This window comes from Cyanobium sp. CH-040, from assembly GCF_024346135.1.
GTDB lineage: Bacteria > Cyanobacteriota > Cyanobacteriia > PCC-6307 > Cyanobiaceae > NIES-981.
Window position 1 is genome coordinate 213,319 of record NZ_JAGQCJ010000002.1, and the last position, 18,053, is coordinate 231,371.

The following is an 18,053-nucleotide window of genomic DNA, read 5'->3' on the forward strand; positions in this document are numbered from 1 at the left end:
GGGAAGCTCCGCCAGCCGTGAGCGGAGGCGGTCTGGCTGCTGAAGCAGAGGAAGCCGGACCGGCGACGTCAACCGCCGTACTGCCAGCCGGTGGCGGAGAGTTCGAGGGCGGCGCCGTCGCGGTTGAGCACGGCGCTCTTCACCTCGCCCACGAACACGGTGTGGTCACCGTGGGCGACCTGCCCCACCAGCTCGCACTCCACCGCGCCGAGGGCGTCCTCCAGCAGCGGCAGACCGAGCTCGCCGAGCCGGAAGGGGGCGGCGTCGAAGCGGCCGCCGATGGCCTTCTGGGGCTTGAAGAACACGGCTGCCAGATCCTTCTGGTCGGCGGCGAGCACGTTGAGCGCGAACCGTCCGGTGCGCTGGATGATGCCGTTGCTGGTGCTGTCGGCCCGCACCGCCATCACCACCAGCGGCGGCTCGAAGCTGCCCTGGGTCACCCAGCTGGCCGTGAAGCCGTTCACCTCCTCGCCCTCGGCCACGCCGCAGATGAACACGCCGTGGGGGATCTTGCGCAGCAGGGTCTTCTTGGCTTCCGCGTTGAGGGCCATGGGTGGGAGACGGGCAGTCGCGACTCTAGAAAGCGCCGGCACGCCCATAGGCTGAGCCCCATGCGCGCCCTCTACCCCGGCAGCTTCGATCCCCTCACCCTGGGCCATCTCGACCTGATCGAGCGGGCCAGCCGTCTCTTCGACGGGGTGGTGGTGGCGGTGCTGCGCAACCCCGGCAAGACCCCGGCGTTCTCCCTGGACCAGCGCCTGGAGCAGATCCGGGCGGCCACGCGCCACCTGAGCGGGGTGGAGGTGGGCAGCTTCGACGGCCTGACGGTGAGCTTCGCCCAGGAGCGCCGCACCCAGGTGATCCTGCGCGGGCTGCGGGCCCTCAGCGACTTCGAGTACGAGCTGCAGATCGCCCACACCAACAAGAGCCTGGCGCCGGAGGTGGAGACCCTGTTCCTGGCCACGGCGGTGCATCACAGTTTTCTGAGCAGTTCGGTGGTCAGGGAGGTGGCGCGCTTCGGGGGTGATGTCAGCCATCTCGTGCCCGATGGAGTGGCACAGGACCTCGCCAGGCTCTTTAATCGGGCGGAATGAAGCTCTGAGCGCCATGGCCGAGGCCAGCATCACCGTTCTCGATCAGCTCGATCAGCTGGAGGAGGTCGTGCTGGAGGGCACCCGGGTTCCCTTCAGTGGTGGGCGGCTCGTGAACGAGCAGGACGCCATCGAGATGATGGACGCGGTGCGCGAGGCGCTGCCGGCCCAGATCAACCAGGCCAGCGAGCTGCTGCGCCAGCGCGACGACTTCATCGCCCAGGCCCGGCGCCAGGCCGAGGAGATCGTGGCCAACGCCCAGCGGGAGCGCGAGCAGCTGATCAGCAACGCAGCGGTGCTCAAGGAGGCCGAGCGTCAGGTGGCCGAGATGCGTGAGCAGACCCGCCAGCAGTGCGAGCAGATGCTGCTGCAGGGGCGCCAGAAGGCGGCCCAGGCGGAGCAGGAGCACCAGAGCCGCATGGCCCAGATGGAGCAGCAGTTCGCCGCCCGCCGCCAGCAGCTCGAGCAGGAGGCCGGTGAGCGCAACCGCCAGCTGGTGGAGCAGCACGAACGCAACCGCCAGCAGGCCATGGCCGAGCTGGAGCAGATCCGCCAGGAGGGACTGCGGCTGCAGCGCGAGAGCCAGGCCGAGGCCGAGCGCCTGCACAACGATGCCCTGCAGTTCCGCCAGCAGACCCAGCAGCAGTGCGACCAGCTGGTGGCGCGCAGCCGCCAGGAGGCCACCGAGGTGAGCGAAGGCGCCAACCGCTATGCCGAGCAGGTGCTCGGCGAGCTGGAGGGGCGCATCAAGGAGCTGGCTCAGGTGGTGATCGCCGGCCGCCGCGAACTGGTGCGCTTCCAGGTGCCGGAGGTGGTGAGCGGCGGCAGCGCCGCTGCTGCTGCCCTCACTGACACCGCTGCCCCTGGCGAATCCGGCGTGGCCGCCGACCCTGCCGCCCGGGTGCGGCGGCCAGCCTCGGGAGCTCGCACCCCCGGCAGCCGCCGTCGCCGGGTGGTGGACAGCCTCAGGCAGCTGGCGGGCTGAGCCCGCCTCAGCCGGCTGGGCAGAGCCCGCTGGTCTGCACCTGGCGCAACACCTGGCCGATGGTGGTGTTGGGCTGGGCGCCCCCGTTGCTGATGGCGGCCACGTAACGGGCCCCCTCGGCCGTGAGCAGCACTCCGCTGATTGCCCGCACACCGCGCAGCGTGCCGGTCTTGGCGTAGAAGCGGCCCTGCAGAGCCGGGTCGGTGTAGATGTTGCGCAGGGTGCCGCGCTGACCGGACACCGCCATCGAGGCCAGGTAGTTGCGCGCGTAGGGATGCTGATCCATGCGCAGCAGCAGGGCTGCCAGGAAGTGGCTGGTGAGGCGGTTGGAGCGGTCCAGACCGCTGCCGTCGGCGATGCGCACGCCCTGCATCGGCAGCCCCTGACCGAGCAGCCAGGCGATGGTGCGCTGCTGGGCCTGGGCCAGGTCCCAGGTGCCCGCCGCCTGCCGCATCAGCACTTCGGCGGTGAAATTGTGGCTCTCGCTGTTGGCCAGGCTGAGCAGGTTGTGCATCGGCGCCGAGGGCTGCTCGTAGATCAGCGCCGCGTCGGCGGGGAGGGGAGAGCGGGACGACACCAGCCGCAGCTGGGCCTGCCCGCCCTGCTGGGCGATGGCCCGCTCCAGCAGGGTCTGCAGGCGTGAGGGCGGGTTCTGCACCGCGTCCTGGATGGCGTTGCTGGTCACCGCCAGCCGGGTGATCGGGGCGCCGTAGGCATAAAAGCGGTCGTCAGGGTTCCAGCCGCTGGGCCACCAGGCCTGGCTGGGTTCCTCGGCCAGCTCCAGGCGCACCACCGTGCCGGGCGCACCCGTGGAGCCGCCGGAGCGCAGGGCCAGCTGGGCGAAACGCTGCAGCTGGGGCAGAGCCAGGTCGGGATCACCCTCTCCGGTGAGCCGGAAGCTGCCGTCGGGCAGCTGCCACAGCCGGGTGGTCAGGCGGTGGTCGGGGCCGAGCTGATCGAGGGCGAAGGCGGTGGAGACCAGCTTCTGATTGGAGGCCGGTACCCGTGGCGTGAAGCCGTTCACCTCCGCCAGCAGGCGGCCGCGGGGGTCGGCGACGCTGATGCTCCAGGCTCCGGCCTCGCCGCCCAGAAGCGAGCGGATGCGCTGCTGCAACGCCGGACAGCTCGGCTGGGTCTCCAGCCGGGGCAGACCCGTCGGCGGCGGCGGCGCCGGCAGGCTGGCCTGGAGCGGTGGACTAACCGGGCCTGGCGCGGGCACCGCCGGACGGGTCTGGGCCAGAACGGCGCCGGGCTGCAGGGCGATCAGCAGCGGCAGGGCGGTGAGGCCGGCGGTGAAGCGATGCATGTCAGGCCTTCTCGAGTTGGATGGCGGTCACGGTGCCGGTGACGCGGAAGGTGTTGCCCTCGATCTCCACCGAGGCGCCCACCTTGATGCTCTGGTTGCCGAATACCACACCCCCTTCACCCCGGCGGCCCTGGCCCTGGAGCACGAAACGGGCATCCAGGTTGCTGAAGGCCGCCTGGTTGGGGTCCGAGGCCGTCACCACGCGGCCGTCGGGCTGGACGGCCACCAGCTGGCGGCGCAGCGGAGTGATCGACTCGATCGCCACGCTGCCGTGGGGCTGGTTGCGGATCACGATCGCCACACGGCCTTCCGAGCGCGCCGCCGTAATCAGGCCGTCGGGATCGGCCACGGGGATCCCGCGCACATCCACCGACACCTTCACGGGCACCATGGCACCGGTGGCCTCCGCCACGACCCCCGAGAGCTTGGGGCTCCAGAGCACACCGGCCGCCGCCACCAGCACGGCGCCGATGGCGGCCGCGTCGACCAGACCGAAGCGCAGGCGTGCGGGGGATGCGGACGATGCGGGTTCCGTGGGCATGGGCGCGCTCCGGCCTGCGGGGCCTGGGGGGAGACGCGAAGTGTACGGAGTTCGGCCCGATCAGCCCAGCCGCCCAGCTCAGCTGCGCAGGCCCTCGATGAAGGCATCGAGGGCGCGCAGGTTGCCCCCCACGCCAAGGCCGCCCTCGCCGGCCAGCGCCTGGGCCTGGGTCTCGGCATCGGGCCTCTCGTCGAAGCGGGCCGCCAGCCGGAAGCCGTCGGCATCCTGGCGGTAGAGCTCCCAGCCGCCGGGATAGGCCCGGCGCAGGGCGCTGCCCTCCAGCGGCTGCAGGAAGTAGGCCGCCTGCCACTCGGCCACGAAGCCACGGCGCCGTTCCCTGGCGACGCTGCCGATGCCCACGGCGGCATCCTCGAGACGGCCGTTCAGCATCGCCACCGGCCCGCGGTGGGCGGCGCAGAGCTGCTCGAAGTCCTCGTAGTCGGGCAGGGCCGGCGCCACCGCCAGCAGCAGTGGCGCCGTGGCTTCCGCGCCGCCATCCGGGCCGGCGGCCTCGGTACTGCGGCGTTGCTGGGAGCGGAAATCGGCGATCCGTTCGGCCAGGTCCGGAGCGTCACGGCGGGCCAGGGCGCAGGCGCCGGCATCGGGAAACACGATCCGGGGTGACAGGCCGGCGTCGAGCAGGGATCGGCACAGCCGCAGCACCACGGGCAGCAGGCGCAGCCCCTCGAAGCGCCAGTCCACGCTCCAGCGGCCCCTGGCGGCGCTGGGGAGAGCCTCCAGCAGGGCCGCCAGGGCCTGGCTCTCCGCCTCGCGCAGATCCGCAGGAAGCATGGCCATGAGTCAGTGCAGGCTGACCCTACGGGCCGACGGCCACCTGCTGGCGGGCCCGCTCCAGGGCATCCGGCAGTCCCTCCAGATCGGCGGGGCTGAGCCAGGGGCCGAAGCCGAGCCGCAGGCCGCTGGCCGCTTCCTGCTCCCCGTAGCCCAGGGCCCTCAGCACCGGACTGGCTGGGGAACCGCCGCTGCTGCAGGCTGAACCGCTGCTCACCGCATAGCCCTCCTGCCAGAGGCGGCGCACCAGCTGGCGGCCGGAGAAGGGCCCACCGGCCGCCGAGGACACCAGCAGGCTGAGGTGGTGCGGCAGGCGGGCCTCAGGGACGTGGCGGGGGTCGGGGCCGCTGAGGCGCAGGCCCGGCAGTTCCAGCAGGCGCGCCAGCAGCGCATCCCGCATGGCGGCGACGGGGTCGCGGCCCGCCCCCTGCCGCAGGCGCTCGTCCGCCAGCTCCAGGGCGCGGCAGAGCCCGGCGGCCAGTGCCACCGGTTCGGTGCCGCTGCGGCGGCCTGCCTCCTGTCCGCCGCCGCCGATCTGGCCTGTCAGGGGCACGCCGGAGCGCACCAGCAGGGCGCCGATGCCGCGCGGCCCCTGCAGCTTGTGGCCGGCCAGGCTGAGCAGGTCGACCGGCAGGGCGGCGAAGTCGACCGGCAGGTGCCCGACCACCTGCACCGCGTCCACGTGCAGCAGCACCCCGGCGCGCCGGCAGCGCGCCCCGACCGCGTCGAGGGGCTGGAGGCTGCCCACCTCGCTCTGGCCCCAGATCAGCGACACCAGCCGCGTCGGCGGCTCCACCCAGCGCTCCAGGGCCTCGAGGTCCAGCAGGCCCTCCCGGTCCACCGGCAGGGTCTGCAGCTGCCAGCCGCGGCGCTCGAGGGCGGCGGCAGCAGCGGCGGTGGCGGGATGCTCGACGCTCGAGATCAGCAACCGCCCCGGCCGCAGGTTCTCGGCGGCCCCCAGCAGGGCCAGGTGGATGGACTCGCTGCCCCCGGAGGTGAACACCAGCTCCTCGGGGCGGCAGCCGAGCAGCGCGGCGCAGCGCCAGCGGGCCCGTTCAAGGGCCTCGGCCGCCGCCAGGCCATGGCCGTGGAGGCTTGAGGGGTTGCCCCAGGCCACGGCCTGCACCGCCGCCATCGCCTCAAGCACCTCCGGCGCCGGCGGTGCCGTGGCGCAGGCGTCCAGATACACCCCCCGCACCGGCGCACCCGGCCGGGGGCTCATGGGGCCGGGTCTCCGGGCGGTCGCTGCGCCCGCGCCCGGGTGCGGGCCTCCAGGGAATTGGTGGCCAGGGCCACCAGGTCGTCCAGGGAGCTGCTGCTGAGCAGGGCCTCCACCCGCGCCCGCGCCTCGGCGGAGGAGCACGCCTCCGGCCGGATGCAGCCGTTCACGCAGGCCGTGGCGCAGTCGATGGCCTGGTCGCTGGCGGGAGCGGTGGCCGCAGCAGGCCTGGCGGCTGACGGCGCGCTGGCCTGGACGGTGTCGTCCCCGCCCCACAGCTCCGGGGTGATCACGGCATCGAACACGCTCTCGGCGGGTCCGGTCATGAAGATGTGGCCGCTTGTCTCGTCCCAGTCGATCTGGAGCGGTCCGCCGGGCAGGTCGAGGCGGGCCCGGCGCTCGGCCAGCCCGAGGCGGTGACACACCACCAGGGTGGCGCAGGCGCCGGTGCCGCAGGCCAGCGTGGGGCCGGCGCCGCGCTCCCACACGCGCATCACCAGATGGCTGGGGCTGAGGGCCTGCACGAAGTGCACGTTGGTGCGGGCCGGGAACGCCGGGTGCACCTCCAGGGCCGCGCCCAGGCGCTCCAGATCCACCGCGGCCACGTCTTCGACGGGCACCACCACGTGGGGATTGCCCATGCCGGCGGCGCCCACCGCCAGCGTGCGCCCCTCCACCTCGAGGACCCCCTGGGGGATGCCCGCATCGCCCGTCGCCAGGGTGGTGGGCACCGTCTCCGGATCGAGGAACGGAGCGCCCATGTCCACGCGCACCGTGCCGTCGGCCTGCAGCTCGGGCACGATGCGTCCGGCCAGAGTCTCGATCGCCCAGCGCCGGCCGGCCAGGTCGCCGTCGCTGTCGGCGAGGAAGCGCGCCAGACAACGGATGCCGTTGCCGCACATCTCCGGCTCGCTGCCGTCGGCGTTGAAGATGCGCATGCGCAGTTCGCCGTCCTGGCGGGGGGGAAGGGCCAGGATCACGCCGTCGGCCCCCACCCCGAAGCGGCGGTCGCACAGCCGCCGGATGCGCTCGGGAGTGAGCCCGAGACTGTCGTCGCCGGGGCCGGCAGCGGGGTCGATGCCGGCGCGGCCGTCGACCATCAGGAAATCGTTTCCCAGACCCTGGTATTTGCTGAACTGGAGCACGATTGCAGCCACGGCACCCTGGCGGGAATCCTATGCAGAGCTTTTTCGAGGCACGCTCAGCGGCGCGCAGCTCCACGCTCGACACCGACCAGCCCAGCGTCCGCCACATCCAGAACCTGATCCGGCGCAGGATCGCGGTGACCCTCCGCCTCCAGGGCGGCGAGAGCATCGAGGGGGTGATCCGCTGGCAGGACATCCGTGCCCTCGCTCTCGAGGTCGCCGCCGACGAACCGCTCGTGCTGGTGAACCGCGACGCCGTGCTGCTGCTGCGGGAACGGGCCTGAGGGCGCCTGTGGCACCATCGCAGACCACACCCCAGGGCCTGTCGTGAGCGAGAGCAGCCGCTACCAACCCCAGGCCATCGAACGGCAGTGGCAGCGGCGCTGGGCGGAGCAGGGGCTCCACCGCACCCCCGCACTCGAGGAGGGCGGCGACACCTGCATGGCGCTGTCGATGTTCCCCTATCCCTCGGGGAGCCTGCACATGGGCCATGTGCGCAACTACGTGATCACCGATGTGATCGCCCGGGTGGAGCGGATGCGTGGCCGCCGGGTGCTGCACCCGATGGGCTGGGACGCCTTCGGCCTGCCGGCGGAGAACGCGGCGATCGAGCGCGGTGTCGACCCCGGCGCCTGGACGGACCGGAACATCGCCGCCATGCGGGAGCAGCTCCAGTGCCTGGGGCTCTCGATCGACTGGGAGCGGGAGATCACCACCTGTCACCCCGACTACTACCGCTGGACCCAGTGGCTGTTCTTGCAGTTCCTGGAGGCCGGCCTGGCCTATCAGAAGGACGCCACCGTGAACTGGGATCCGGTGGACCAGACCGTGCTCGCCAACGAGCAGGTGGACGGCGAGGGCCGTTCCTGGCGCTCCGGCGCCGTTGTCGAGAAGCGCCAGCTGCGCCAGTGGTTCCTGCGCATCACCGCCTATGCCGACCAGCTCCTCGACGATCTGGGCGGACTGAGCGGCTGGCCCGAGCGGGTGCGCACCATGCAGGCCAACTGGATCGGCCGCAGCCGCGGCGCCGAGATCCACTTTCCGGTGGTCGATGCCGAGGGCAAGGACAGCGGTGAGCGCATCGCTGTGTTCACCACCCGCCCGGACACCCTGCACGGTGTGAGCTACGTGGTGCTGGCGCCTGAGCATCCGCTGGTGGAGACGCTCACCACAGCGGATCAGGCCGTGGCGGTGGCGGCGTTCCGGGATCTGGTGAGCCGCCAGAGCGAGCAGGAGCGCACCGCCGAGGACCGGCCCAAGCGCGGCGTGCCGATCGGCGCCCGGGTGCGCAACCCCGCCAGCGGCGAGCTGGTGCCGGTGTGGATCGCCGACTACGTGCTGGCCGAGTACGGCACCGGGGCGGTGATGGGCGTGCCCGCCCACGACCAGCGCGACTTCCTGTTCGCCCGCCAGTACGAGCTGCCGGTGCGGCAGGTGATCGTGCCGGTGGACAGCGACGCGCACGACTACGAGGGCACGGCCTGGACCGGCCCCGGGGTGCTGATCCACTCCGGCCGCTTCGACGGCCTCACCAGCGAGGCGGCCCGGGAGGCGATCGTCGCGGTGGCCGAGCAGGAGGGCTGGGGCCGGGGGCAGACCACCTACCGCCTGCGCGACTGGCTGATCTCCCGCCAGCGCTACTGGGGCTGCCCGATCCCGGTGATCCACTGCGAAGACTGCGGCGTGGTGCCGGTGCCCGCCGAGCAGCTGCCGGTGGAACTGCCCCGCGGCGTGGCCCTGGAGGGGCGGGGCGGCTCCCCCCTGGCCCAGCTCAAGAGCTGGGTGACCGTGCCCTGCCCCAGCTGCGGCAGGCCCGCCCGGCGCGAGACGGACACGATGGACACCTTCATCTGCTCCAGCTGGTACTACCTCCGCTACAGCGACGCCCACAACACCAGCCTCCCCTTCAGCCGTGAGGCCGTGGACGGCTGGCTGCCTGTGGATCAGTACGTGGGCGGCATCGAGCACGCGATCCTGCATCTGCTCTACGCCCGCTTCTTCACCAAGGTGCTGCGCGACCGGGGCCTGCTGGGCTTCTCTGAGCCCTTCTCCCGCCTGCTCACCCAGGGCATGGTGCAGGGGATCACCTACCGCAATCCCCACACCGGCAAATACATCGCCCCCGGGGATGTGGCCGACCCCAGCGATCCCCGCGATCCCGAGAGCGGCGAGCGGCTGGACACCTTCTACGAGAAGATGTCGAAGTCGAAGCACAACGGCGTCGACCCCGCCGTGGTGATCGACCGCTACGGCGCCGACACGGCGCGCATGTTCATCCTCTTCAAGGCGCCGCCGGAGAAGGACCTGGAGTGGGACGACGCCGACGTGGAGGGGCAGTTCCGCTTCCTGCAGCGCCTCTGGCGGCTGGTGGACGGCGCGGCCGAACGGGGCCTGAGCCTGGCGGGCCTGGCGGCTGCTGACGGCGGCCCCGACGGCACGGCCCCAAGCTGCGCGGCCCCAAGCGGCGCGGATCTGTCTGCGGGGGAGCGGGAGCTGCGGCGGGCGGTGCACACCGCCATCACGGCGGTGAGCGAGGACCTGCAGGGCGACTTCCAGTTCAACACCGCCGTGTCCGAGCTGATGAAGCTCAGCAACGCCATGGCCGAGCACCTGGCCGACGTCTCCGACGCCGTGGCAGTGGAGGCCCTGCGCACCCTGCTGCTGCTGCTGGCCCCCTTCGCGCCGCACCTGGCCGAGGAACTGTGGGGCCGGCTGGGCGGCAGCGGCGGCAGCGTCCATCTCCAGGCCTGGCCGGTGGCCGATCCCGCCGCCCTGGTGCGCGACACCATCCCGCTGGTGATCCAGGTGAAGGGCAAGGTGCGCGGCAATCTGGAGGTTCCCGCCGACGCCGACCGGGCCACCCTCGAGAAACTGGCTGTGGAAAGCGACATCGCCGCCAAATGGCTGGAGGGGCGCTCGCCGAGCCGGGTGATCGTGGTGCCGGGCAAGCTGGTGAACCTCGTGCCCTGACCCCGGCGGCACGTCCCTGCCCGCCATGGCCGATTCCATGCCCAGCGTTCCGCCGGACCGGTTCACAGCCCTCCGCGGAGCGGCGCTGCTGGCCGATCCGGTGCTCAACAAGGACACCGCCTTCAGCCCCGAGGAGCGCCGGGAGCTGGAGCTCGAGGGGCTGCTGCCGGCGGCGGTGGAGCCCCTGGAGCTGCAGGTGCGCCGGGTGTGGGACGGCTTCCAGCGCCAGGACGGCGCCCTGGCCCGCTTCGGCTATGTGAGCGCCCTGCGCCAGCGCAACCTCACCCTCTTCCACCGCTTCCTGGAAGACCACATCGAGGCGGTGCTGCCTGTGGTGTACACCCCCACCGTGGGGGCGGTGATCGAGGCCTTCAGCCACACCGACCTGCCGGGCGGCCAGGGCCTCTACCTCACCCCGGAGCACCTGCCGCAGCTGCCGGAGCTGCTGCGCCGCGCCGCGCCGCAGGGTGTGGACCTGCTGCTCGTGACCGACTCCGAGGGCATCCTCGGGATCGGCGACCAGGGCATCGGCGGCATCCACATCTGCCAGGGCAAGCTGTCCGTCTACACCCTCTGCGCCGGGCTGAATCCCGAGCGGGTGCTGGCAGTCACCCTCGACGTGGGCACCGACCGCCCAAGCCTGCTCAGCGATCCGCTCTACCCGGGGCTGCGCCGCCGCCGCCTGCGCGGCGAGGCCTACGACGCCGTCCTGGACGGGTTCGTCGACGCCGTCGCGGCTGTGTTCCCGCAGGCGTTCCTGCACTGGGAGGACTTCGGCAGCCCCCAGGCCCGGCGGGTGCTCGACCGCTACCGCCACCGCCTGCCCAGCTTCAACGACGACATCCAGGGCACCAGCGTGGTGGCCGCCGCGGCGGTGCTGGCCGGCTGCCGGGGGCAGGGGGTGCGGCTGGAGGACCAGCGCATCGTGATCTTCGGGGCGGGCACGGCCGGCTGCGGCATCGCCAAGCGGCTGGTGCGCCTGCTGGAGCTGCGCGGACTGAGCAACGAACAGGCGCGCGCGCGCATCTGGGCGATCGACCGGCAGGGCCTGCTGCTGGAGGGGCAGGAGGGGATCCCGCCGGCGGCCGTCCCCTTCGCCAGGCCCGCCGTCGAAGGCGACGGCTTCGATCGCGACCCCGAGGGCCGGATCGGCCTGCAGGAGGTGGCGCGGCGCGTGCGGCCCACCGTGCTGATCGGCACCTCGGCGGTGGCCGGCGCCTTCGGCCGGGACGTGGTGGAGGCCATGGCCGGGGCCACTGGCCAGCGGCCGCTGATCCTGCCGCTCTCCAACCCCACGGCCCTGGCCGAGGCCACGCCCGGCGACCTGCTCGCCTGGAGCGGCGGCCGGGCCCTGGTGGCCACCGGCAGTCCCTTCCCGCCGGTGCGCCATGACGGCCGGGAGCGGCCCATCGGCCAGTGCAACAACTGCCTGGTGTTCCCCGGGCTGGGCTTCGCCTGCGTGGCGGTGGGGGCCACGACGGTGAGCGAGGAGATGATCGACGCCGCCCTGGCGGCCCTGGTGGAGGCCATCCCCGCCAGCCGCGATGCCGATGCGCCGCTGATGCCCGCCATGGCCGCGTGCCAGACGGTGGGAGCGGCGGTGGCCGAGGCCGTGGCCCTGGCGGCGGTGCGGCAGGGCGTGGCCCGGCTGGCAGGCACGGAGCAGCAGGCCCGGGCCTGCCTGGATCGGGCACGCTGGAGCCCCACCTACCCGCGCCTGCGCCCCATCATGGGCGCAGCACAGGCCGCACCATGAAAGCCATCTGGAACGGAGGCGTGATCGCCGCCAGTGACGACATCGTGACCGTGGAGGGCAACGCCTACTTCCCCGCCCAGGCCCTCTCCCCCGACTGTTTCCGTCCCTCCCAGCACCGCAGCACCTGCGGCTGGAAGGGCGAGGCCCACTACTACGACGTGGTCGTGAACGGCCAGGTGAACGCCAACGCCGCCTGGTTCTATCCCGACCCCAAGCCCGCGGCGGAGCAGATCCGGGGCCGCGTGGCCTTCTGGAAGGGCGTCACGGTGAACTGACGAGCCGCGGCGCAGGGGCCACGGTCGGAAAACCGCTCCCGGCCTGCGGTCCGCCACCTTGGCAGGCCGAAACGGCCAGCCCAGAGTGCGAACACCCCAACGACCATCGATGCCGCGCCTCCTCGAGGAGTGGCGCCGGCGGCTGGCCCGGCTGCTGCGCGGCTGGGCCGCCGCCCTGGCGCCCCCATCCACGTCCCGGTTGAGCCTGGCTCCGTCCCTGGAGCCACTGACCTCTGCCCTGGCCGCCTGCCCCGCCACCCGTGAACCCCTGTCCGTGGAGCAGGCGGTGCTGGAGCGCAGCCTGGGTGTGCTGCGCCGGGAGGCGGCCGACGCACTGGCCGCCCTCGGTTCGGCCCATGCCCTGGTGAGCTCCGCCCGCTTCAGCCAGCTGCAGGAGGTGCGCCAGCGGGTGGCCGCCGGCCAGCTCCCCCAGGACGCCCTGCAGACCATGGCGGCCGACTACCAGGGCTGGCAGAGCGACCAGGTGCGCCTGTTCGATGCCCTGGCCCTGGTGCTGCGCATGCGCATCCCCCAGGGCACGGCCCTGGAGCAGGTGGGCGAGGAGCTGGAGCCCCAGGCCCGCCAGCATCTGGCCAGCCTGGCGGCCGAGTATCAGCGTGGGCTGCTGGCCCAGCAGTTCCGGCCCGCCGGAGAGCCGGGCGGGGCGGCATCGGACGCCGACGGTTGAGCCGCCGGCCGACGGCACCCCGCAGTCAGGGCCCAACCCGCGGCCAGGGCAGGCGAACGGCTCAGACCGTTTCCAGTTCCGCCGGCTCCGGGCCGGCGGAGGGCAGGCGTTCCGCGGCCACCCAGGGAATCAGCAGGGCCAGCACCGCGGCCAGGAAGCACCACACCGAGGTGAAGGCCTGGGTGAAGGCGATCCAGCTCACCACCACGCTCACCAGCAGGGCGAAGGCGTACCAGGCCAGGCGCCGCGAGCCGCTGAGCAGCAGCGGCACCAGCACCACCAGGGCGTAGCTGCTCACCCCCAGCTCCCGCGAGAGCAGGCCGTCGGCCAGCAGGCGGCTCTGGTAGCTGATCGAGCCGCCCACCACCACCGGCAGCACCCGGCCTGGCTCCAGCGCCAGCGGCAGCCAGAGCCACAGCCCCAGCAGCACCCCGAGGCCGGAGAGGAGACGCAGCAGGGGCACGGCGTCCGGCCGGCGCAGCCGGGCTGCCTGCAGGGCACACCAGGGGATCCAGGCGGGCCAGAAGCCGTGGGCGAAGAACAGGAACGCCACGGCGGCGCCATGGGTGAACGGCGGCTCCACGGGAGCATCGAGCCCGAGCCACACCAGGCCCTCGAAGGCCTGCTGCACGCCGAACAGCCAGGGGCACAGGGCCAGTGACAGGAGGTCGGTTCGCTGGTGCCGCCGGCAGGCCCCCAGGGCCAGGGCACCGGCCGGCACCAGGGCAGCGGCGGCGATGAAACTGGCCTCGCTGGAAAAACACATGGCGGGCCGGTGGCTGCAGCACTCCTACCGGAGCCTGACAGCTGAAGGCCTCAGCCGCCGCCGGCAGGGCGTAGCTTGGCCCGCTGTACCGCCGACCTCCGGTCCCCATGCGAGCACTGCCGCTGCATCTCCAGGCCGGGAGCGACGTGCACCGCAGCCTGGCGGAGCTGGCCGCCGCCCATGGGACCCACGGCTTCGTACTGAGCGTGGTCGGCAACCTCTCCCAGGCCGCCTTCCAGTGCCCGGGCCAGACGGCGCCCACCGTGCTGCGGGGGGAGCTGGAGATCATCACCCTCCAGGGAACCCTCGCCCCGGAGGGCGTGCATCTGCATCTCAGCCTCTCCGACGGCAACTGCCAGGTGTGGGGGGGGCATCTGGAACCGGGAACGCTGGTGCTGAAGGGGGCTGACGTGCTGGTGGGACTGCTGGAGGGAGCTCCTCCCGCCGCCGCCGCCACGGCCGCCGAGCCCAGGGTGGAGATCGTGGTGGCGGCGGGCTGTCCCTACAGCGCCCGTGCCCTGCGCATGCTGCGCACCCTCTCCATCCCCCACACCGTGCAGCACAGCGCCCAGGGTCCGGTGCCCCAGGTGTTCATCGACGGCGTCATGGTCGGCGGCTACGACGCCCTGGCCGACCTGCACGGCCGCGGTGAACTCGAGCCCCTGCGGCGCCACTCCTGAGCCCCGGCATGGACCTGCGCCTCACCACCCTGGAGGGCTGCGGTCTGGCCATCGGTGGCTATCCCCGCTTCACCTACGACGCCCGCGGGGGCGGCGGCACGGGGCGGCTGGGCGCCAGCGGCGACGGCAGCAGGCCGCTGGACTTCCCCCCCGCGGCGCTGAGCATTCCCCCCCTCACCTGGCGCAGCACCCGCATCCTCGGCCTGCCCCTGCCGCCCGGACTCGCCATCACCATCGAACCGCTGCGGCTCGGCGGCTGCTTCGAACCCCGCAGCGGAGCCCTGCAGCTGCGCTTCCAGGCCCGCTTCCATTGCCGTGCCCTGGGCTTCTACCAGCCGCCGCCGCTGAGCATCGACACGGAGCTGACCACCGCTGCAGTGCAGAGCCGCAGACACCGCTGCCAGGGCCAGCGCCTGGACCGGGACGGGCTGGGGGTGCTGGTGGGCGTGGCCCGGGTGCCCGCCAGCGGCGACCCCTGGCTGGATCGCTTCCTGGGGCTGCCGGACGAGGCCCTCGCCGTGCTGCGCTGCCGCCTGAGCGGAGCGCTCAGCAGCGGCTGAAGCGCAGGGAGGCCGGCCGGCCCCAGTCGCCCTGGGCCCGCAGGCCGGGATCGATGGCGCACTGGTGGCGCAGGATCCAGAAGAGGGATTCGGCGCTGTCGCAGCCCAGGCTCGCCTGCAGCTCCTCGAGGCTGCGGGGCTGACCGGCCTCCAGTGCGGCGATCAGGCGCTGCTGGAGCTCCAGCACGGCGGCGGCCGCCCGCTTGCCAGCCTCCACCCCGGGCTGGTCGTAGGCGTTGATGTTCACCAGCTCGGCATACAGCCCCACGGCCCGCTCGAACAGGGCGATCAACGCCCCCAGGGCGGCGGCATCGAAGCGCCGCAGGGTGATCGAGAGGCTCTGGCGGCCGCCTTCGAGCAGGGCCTGACGGGTGCCCTGCAGGAAGCCCTCGAGCACGTCCCCGGGCCGTTCGCCGTCGATCGCCGGCAGATCGCCGCCATCCTCCAGCACCTCGATGAAGGTCACGAAGAAGTTGTCGATGCCGTCGCGCAGCTGCTGCACGTAGGCGTGCTGGTCGGTGGAGCCCTTGTTGCCGTACACCGCCAGGCCCTGGTTCACCACCGCTCCCTGGCGGTCACAGCGCTTGCCCAGGCTCTCCATCACCAGCTGCTGGAGGTAGCGGCTGAACACCGCCAGGCGGTCGCGGTACGGCAGCACGACCATGTCGCGCCGGCCGCGCCCCTCGCCGGCCACATGCCAGGCCGCCGCCAGCAGCGCCGCCGGGTTGGCGCGCAGCTCGGGAATGCGGGTGGCCGCGTCCATGGCCGAGGCTCCCGCCAGGAAGGCCCGGATGTCGACGCCGATCAGGGCGGCCGGCAGCAGACCCACGGCGCTGGTGACGCTGGTACGGCCGCCCACCCAGTCGAACATGTCGAAGCGGGCCAGCCAGCCCTCCCGTTCGGCCAGCTGATCGAGGCGGCTGCCCCGCATCGTGATGGCCACCGCCTGCCTGCCCCAGCGGCCGCCCATGGCCTCCAGCCGGGCGCGCACCTGCTCCATGCCGATCCGGGGCTCGGGCGTGCCGCCCGACTTGCTCACCACCACCACCAGGGCGGTGCGCAGCCGCTCGCCCAGCAGCGCCAGGGTGCGGCTGATGCCGTCGGGATCGACGTTGTCGATGAACTGGATGGGCAGGCCGGTGCGCACCTGGCCCAGGGCTTCGACCATCAGCAGGGGACCCAGCCCCGAGCCGCCGATGCCGATCCACACCACATCGGTGAACGCCCCGGCCTCGAGCACACCCCGGGCAAACCCGTCGATGCGCTCCACTTCTGCGGCGATGTGGGCGGCCGTGGCCGCGTCCGGCGCCAGTTCCGGGGTGCGCAGCCAGTAGTGCCCCACCATCCGCTGCTCGTCGGGGTTGGCGATGGCCCCCGCCTCCAGGGCCGCCATGGCGGCGAAGGCTTGCTGGAACCCGGGTGTCAGGAGATCGAGATCCTCCGGGCCGAGCGCCATGCGGCTCACATCCAGCCAGAAGCCGAGTGCGTCGTCATGCCAGAGCAGATCGCAGAAGCGCTGCCACTGGCGGGCCGGATCGGTGGGCGCGAACTCAGCGGTCATGGCCTCGGCTGCTCCGGGGAGGGGGATCGCCTGCGAAACCTAGGGCTGTGAGCGGCGGCGGACGACGGCGGGTGCCGGCGCGATGACCGCTCCCCGGCAGCGGTCAGCCCCTGACATGAACCGTAAGATTTGCTCCAGATCAACCCGGCATCGCCACGGCCCCGCTCCTCCCGCGTCCTCGCAGAGCCAGCGCTCCCCAGCGCCGCCGGGTCCTGGGCTTCGCTTGCGCCCTGCTGCTGGCCGGCAGCCTCCCGATGGCCGGCAAGGGCCCGCCGGCCTGGATGGATGGCCCGATCGCTCTGGGCCCCGCAGACACCCGACTGGCCACCGGGGCCTCCGGGTGGGATGAGGATCCCTTCAGCGCCGACCCCCTGCGCTTCAGCCCGGAGGAACTGCGGGAGCTGCACCGCCGTTTCGGTGTGCACGGCCCCCAGCCGCGGCTGGCGCAGCTGTTCAGCAGCGGCATCGATCAGCTGCAGCCGCTGCGCAACCACACCTTGGGGCAGATCGAGGTCCTCAGGCCGGTGATTCTGAGCGAATCCGCCCGTGAACGCGTCAACCCGATGCTGGTGGCGGCGATCCTCTTCGACGAACTCCGTCACGCCAAGCCTGGCGAGAACCATCCGATCGCGGCCCATTCCGGCCTGTTCAGCACCCATGGTCCGGCCCAGATCGGCGTGGGAGAGCTGGTGCACCAGGGACTGCTGCGCGAGGACGCCAGTGCTGAGGAGATCACCGCCGCCCGGGAACAGTTGCTGGATCCCGAGCAGAACGTGAAGCTGCTCGTGGGCAAGATCGTGCGCCTGCGCCAGGCCCTCGATTTCCCCAGCGACCGGGTGCTCGAGGCCAGCGGCAGCCCCAGGGATGCCAAGGCGCTGGCCACGCTGGCCTACCTTCACAACGGCAAGCTGGACTACCCGCGGGGCATCCTGGCGCTGATGCAGGACCCCGAGCTGCACGCGCTCATCTACGGCCGCCAGAAGCACGCCGTCTCACCGCTGATCTGACCCACTCAGGGCTGATCTGCCCGGCGCTGCTCTGGCCCGCTCAGCAGAGAGCTCCGAGGGCCTCGAGCCGCACCTGCAGGGCCTGCCAGTCGAAGCTGCGCGGGTCGGCCCGCTCGCCCCAGAGATCCACGGCCCGGTGGGTGGTGATCTGGTCGGCCGGGATCGGAAAGCTCTCCATCCACACCGCCAGCAGCGCCGCCAGCGCGTCGTACTGGCGGGCCGTGTAACCGCTGTGGACGGATCCGGCGTGCTCCCCGTCAGCGGGGGTTTCCAGGCTCACGTGCAGGGCGAAGTTGTTCACCGAACCGCTGACGCGGGGATTGGTCACCGCCCACTGGCCGCGGAAGGCGGAATTGCCGGCTCCGAACGCCCGCTTCGAGGGGTCCAGCAGCTTCACCACCCGGCCATCGAGCCCGATGATGGCGTGATAGCTCACCTGGTCCTCATCGCGGGGGTGGGGGGTGCGAAAGGTGTTGATGGCCGACTGCATGCTGTACACCGTCTCGTGCAGCACCACCAGACGCGGTGTGGGGTCGAGGGCGTTGCCGAAGGCGTCCCGCCGGTGGCGCTCGCCGTAGTTGGTGGGATCGATGCGGATGCGCTCAGGCGCGGTGCGCAGCCGGCTGGCGAGGGCCGTGAGCCGCGCGCGGCTCTGGCCATCCACGGCGCGGCACCTGGACTGCAGGGGCGATCGCCAGCGCTGGTGGGGGG

The 18,053-nt window shown here is 72.6% G+C and carries 19 protein-coding genes; 10 read left to right on the forward strand and 9 right to left on the reverse strand.

The features are described from left to right. Positions 1–68: 68 nt before the first annotated feature. Complete coding sequence (locus KBY90_RS03890) at positions 69–551, reverse strand: flavin reductase family protein (protein ID WP_254967145.1); 483 nt, start codon at positions 549–551, stop codon at positions 69–71. A 60-nt stretch (positions 552–611) separates the two neighbouring features. Between KBY90_RS03890 and coaD the strand changes: the two genes are divergently transcribed. Together coaD and KBY90_RS03900 are read left to right on the forward strand one after the other, a co-directional pair. Continuing rightward, entirely contained in the window at positions 612–1,094 is a 483-nt protein-coding gene (coaD, locus tag KBY90_RS03895; protein WP_254967146.1) for a pantetheine-phosphate adenylyltransferase, read from the forward strand. A 13-nt stretch (positions 1,095–1,107) separates the two neighbouring features. Further along, positions 1,108–2,076: a hypothetical protein gene (locus tag KBY90_RS03900; protein WP_254967147.1), complete on the forward strand. Its 969-nt coding sequence runs from the start codon at positions 1,108–1,110 to the stop codon at positions 2,074–2,076. Positions 2,077–2,083: 7 nt separating this feature from the next. On the opposite strand, the gene KBY90_RS03905 is transcribed toward KBY90_RS03900, so the two are convergent. From KBY90_RS03905 to dapF, 5 genes are all read right to left on the reverse strand, one after another. Next, a complete protein-coding gene (locus KBY90_RS03905; protein ID WP_254967148.1) occupies positions 2,084–3,382 on the reverse strand; it encodes a D-alanyl-D-alanine carboxypeptidase/D-alanyl-D-alanine-endopeptidase in 1,299 nt (432 codons plus the stop codon). Between the two features lies 1 nt (position 3,383). Continuing rightward, positions 3,384–3,923: a DUF4330 domain-containing protein gene (locus tag KBY90_RS03910; protein ID WP_254967149.1), complete on the reverse strand. Its 540-nt coding sequence runs from the start codon at positions 3,921–3,923 to the stop codon at positions 3,384–3,386. 78 nt (positions 3,924–4,001) lie between these two features. Beyond that, positions 4,002–4,715: a DUF1995 family protein gene (locus tag KBY90_RS03915; RefSeq protein WP_254967150.1), complete on the reverse strand. Its 714-nt coding sequence runs from the start codon at positions 4,713–4,715 to the stop codon at positions 4,002–4,004. A gap of 25 nt (positions 4,716–4,740) precedes the next feature. Next, the gene (locus KBY90_RS03920; protein ID WP_254967151.1) at positions 4,741–5,937 is read right to left on the reverse strand and encodes a cysteine desulfurase family protein; all 1,197 of its coding nucleotides are present in this window, start codon (positions 5,935–5,937) and stop codon (positions 4,741–4,743) included. Beyond that, positions 5,934–7,079: a diaminopimelate epimerase gene (gene dapF / locus KBY90_RS03925; protein ID WP_254967152.1), complete on the reverse strand. Its 1,146-nt coding sequence runs from the start codon at positions 7,077–7,079 to the stop codon at positions 5,934–5,936. Before dapF ends, KBY90_RS03920 begins: the two co-directional genes overlap by 4 nt. A 32-nt stretch (positions 7,080–7,111) precedes the next feature. On the opposite strand from dapF, the gene KBY90_RS03930 reads away from it, so the two are divergent. The 5 genes from KBY90_RS03930 (at position 7,112) to KBY90_RS03950 (ending at position 12,768) form a co-directional block, all read left to right on the forward strand. Then, entirely contained in the window at positions 7,112–7,363 is a 252-nt protein-coding gene (locus KBY90_RS03930) for an Hfq-related RNA-binding protein (protein ID WP_254967153.1), read from the forward strand. A gap of 43 nt (positions 7,364–7,406) precedes the next feature. Next, positions 7,407–10,049 (forward strand): leucine--tRNA ligase, encoded by a 2,643-nt coding sequence (gene leuS, locus KBY90_RS03935; RefSeq protein ID WP_254967154.1) that lies wholly within the window; start codon positions 7,407–7,409, stop codon positions 10,047–10,049. Between the two features lie 25 nt (positions 10,050–10,074). Further along, positions 10,075–11,805 carry an oxaloacetate-decarboxylating malate dehydrogenase gene (maeA, locus tag KBY90_RS03940; RefSeq protein ID WP_254967155.1) on the forward strand — a complete coding sequence of 577 codons (1,731 nt, stop codon included), beginning with the start codon at positions 10,075–10,077 and terminating at the stop codon, positions 11,803–11,805. Next, a complete protein-coding gene (locus KBY90_RS03945) occupies positions 11,802–12,080 on the forward strand; it encodes a DUF427 domain-containing protein (protein WP_254967156.1) in 279 nt (92 codons plus the stop codon). The genes maeA and KBY90_RS03945 overlap by 4 nt, the downstream gene beginning before the upstream one ends. A gap of 109 nt (positions 12,081–12,189) precedes the next feature. After that, complete coding sequence (locus KBY90_RS03950) at positions 12,190–12,768, forward strand: hypothetical protein (protein ID WP_254967157.1); 579 nt, start codon at positions 12,190–12,192, stop codon at positions 12,766–12,768. Positions 12,769–12,829: 61 nt separating this feature from the next. Here the strand turns inward: KBY90_RS03950 and KBY90_RS03955 are convergent, their stop codons facing one another. Next, positions 12,830–13,534, reverse strand: a complete 705-nt coding sequence (locus tag KBY90_RS03955; RefSeq protein WP_254967158.1) for a DUF6629 family protein — start codon at positions 13,532–13,534, stop codon at positions 12,830–12,832. Positions 13,535–13,641: 107 nt separating this feature from the next. Here KBY90_RS03955 and KBY90_RS03960 point away from each other — a divergent pair, with 107 nt between their 5' ends. Further along, positions 13,642–14,214, forward strand: a complete 573-nt coding sequence (locus KBY90_RS03960) for a PCC domain-containing protein (RefSeq protein WP_254967159.1) — start codon at positions 13,642–13,644, stop codon at positions 14,212–14,214. Positions 14,215–14,222: 8 nt separating this feature from the next. Continuing rightward, on the forward strand, positions 14,223–14,774 hold the full coding sequence (locus KBY90_RS03965) for a hypothetical protein (protein ID WP_254967160.1): 552 nt from the start codon (positions 14,223–14,225) through the stop codon (positions 14,772–14,774). Here the strand turns inward: KBY90_RS03965 and KBY90_RS03970 are convergent. Beyond that, positions 14,761–16,335 (reverse strand): glucose-6-phosphate isomerase, encoded by a 1,575-nt coding sequence (locus KBY90_RS03970; RefSeq protein WP_254967161.1) that lies wholly within the window; start codon positions 16,333–16,335, stop codon positions 14,761–14,763. The two genes, KBY90_RS03965 and KBY90_RS03970, sit on opposite strands and share 14 nt — an antisense overlap. 254 nt (positions 16,336–16,589) lie before the next feature. Between KBY90_RS03970 and KBY90_RS03975 the strand changes: the two genes are divergently transcribed. Further along, positions 16,590–17,342, forward strand: a complete 753-nt coding sequence (locus tag KBY90_RS03975; protein ID WP_254967162.1) for a helicase DnaB — start codon at positions 16,590–16,592, stop codon at positions 17,340–17,342. 40 nt (positions 17,343–17,382) lie between these two features. On the opposite strand, the gene KBY90_RS03980 is transcribed toward KBY90_RS03975, so the two are convergent. Continuing rightward, on the reverse strand, positions 17,383–18,053 hold a 671-nt coding region (locus KBY90_RS03980; protein ID WP_254967163.1), incomplete at its 5' end, for an N-acetylmuramoyl-L-alanine amidase.

What these genes read in the sequence shown, in the direction of transcription:
- KBY90_RS03905 (WP_254967148.1), bottom strand. Translation starts at nt 3,382, where the DNA reads ATGCATCGCTTCACCGCCGGCCTCACCGCCCTGCCGCTGCTGATCGCC.
- KBY90_RS03915 (WP_254967150.1), bottom strand. Translation starts at nt 4,715, where the DNA reads ATGCTTCCTGCGGATCTGCGCGAGGCGGAGAGCCAGGCCCTGGCGGCC.
- KBY90_RS03965 (WP_254967160.1), top strand. Translation starts at nt 14,223, where the DNA reads ATGGACCTGCGCCTCACCACCCTGGAGGGCTGCGGTCTGGCCATCGGT.
- maeA (WP_254967155.1), top strand. Translation starts at nt 10,075, where the DNA reads ATGGCCGATTCCATGCCCAGCGTTCCGCCGGACCGGTTCACAGCCCTC.
- KBY90_RS03950 (WP_254967157.1), top strand. Translation starts at nt 12,190, where the DNA reads ATGCCGCGCCTCCTCGAGGAGTGGCGCCGGCGGCTGGCCCGGCTGCTG.
- KBY90_RS03900 (WP_254967147.1), top strand. Translation starts at nt 1,108, where the DNA reads ATGGCCGAGGCCAGCATCACCGTTCTCGATCAGCTCGATCAGCTGGAG.
- KBY90_RS03890 (WP_254967145.1), bottom strand. Translation starts at nt 551, where the DNA reads ATGGCCCTCAACGCGGAAGCCAAGAAGACCCTGCTGCGCAAGATCCCC.
- KBY90_RS03945 (WP_254967156.1), top strand. Translation starts at nt 11,802, where the DNA reads ATGAAAGCCATCTGGAACGGAGGCGTGATCGCCGCCAGTGACGACATC.
- KBY90_RS03955 (WP_254967158.1), bottom strand. Translation starts at nt 13,534, where the DNA reads ATGTGTTTTTCCAGCGAGGCCAGTTTCATCGCCGCCGCTGCCCTGGTG.
- KBY90_RS03920 (WP_254967151.1), bottom strand. Translation starts at nt 5,937, where the DNA reads ATGAGCCCCCGGCCGGGTGCGCCGGTGCGGGGGGTGTATCTGGACGCC.
- KBY90_RS03930 (WP_254967153.1), top strand. Translation starts at nt 7,112, where the DNA reads ATGCAGAGCTTTTTCGAGGCACGCTCAGCGGCGCGCAGCTCCACGCTC.
- KBY90_RS03970 (WP_254967161.1), bottom strand. Translation starts at nt 16,335, where the DNA reads ATGACCGCTGAGTTCGCGCCCACCGATCCGGCCCGCCAGTGGCAGCGC.
- coaD (WP_254967146.1), top strand. Translation starts at nt 612, where the DNA reads ATGCGCGCCCTCTACCCCGGCAGCTTCGATCCCCTCACCCTGGGCCAT.
- KBY90_RS03910 (WP_254967149.1), bottom strand. Translation starts at nt 3,923, where the DNA reads ATGCCCACGGAACCCGCATCGTCCGCATCCCCCGCACGCCTGCGCTTC.
- KBY90_RS03960 (WP_254967159.1), top strand. Translation starts at nt 13,642, where the DNA reads ATGCGAGCACTGCCGCTGCATCTCCAGGCCGGGAGCGACGTGCACCGC.
- KBY90_RS03975 (WP_254967162.1), top strand. Translation starts at nt 16,590, where the DNA reads ATGGCCGGCAAGGGCCCGCCGGCCTGGATGGATGGCCCGATCGCTCTG.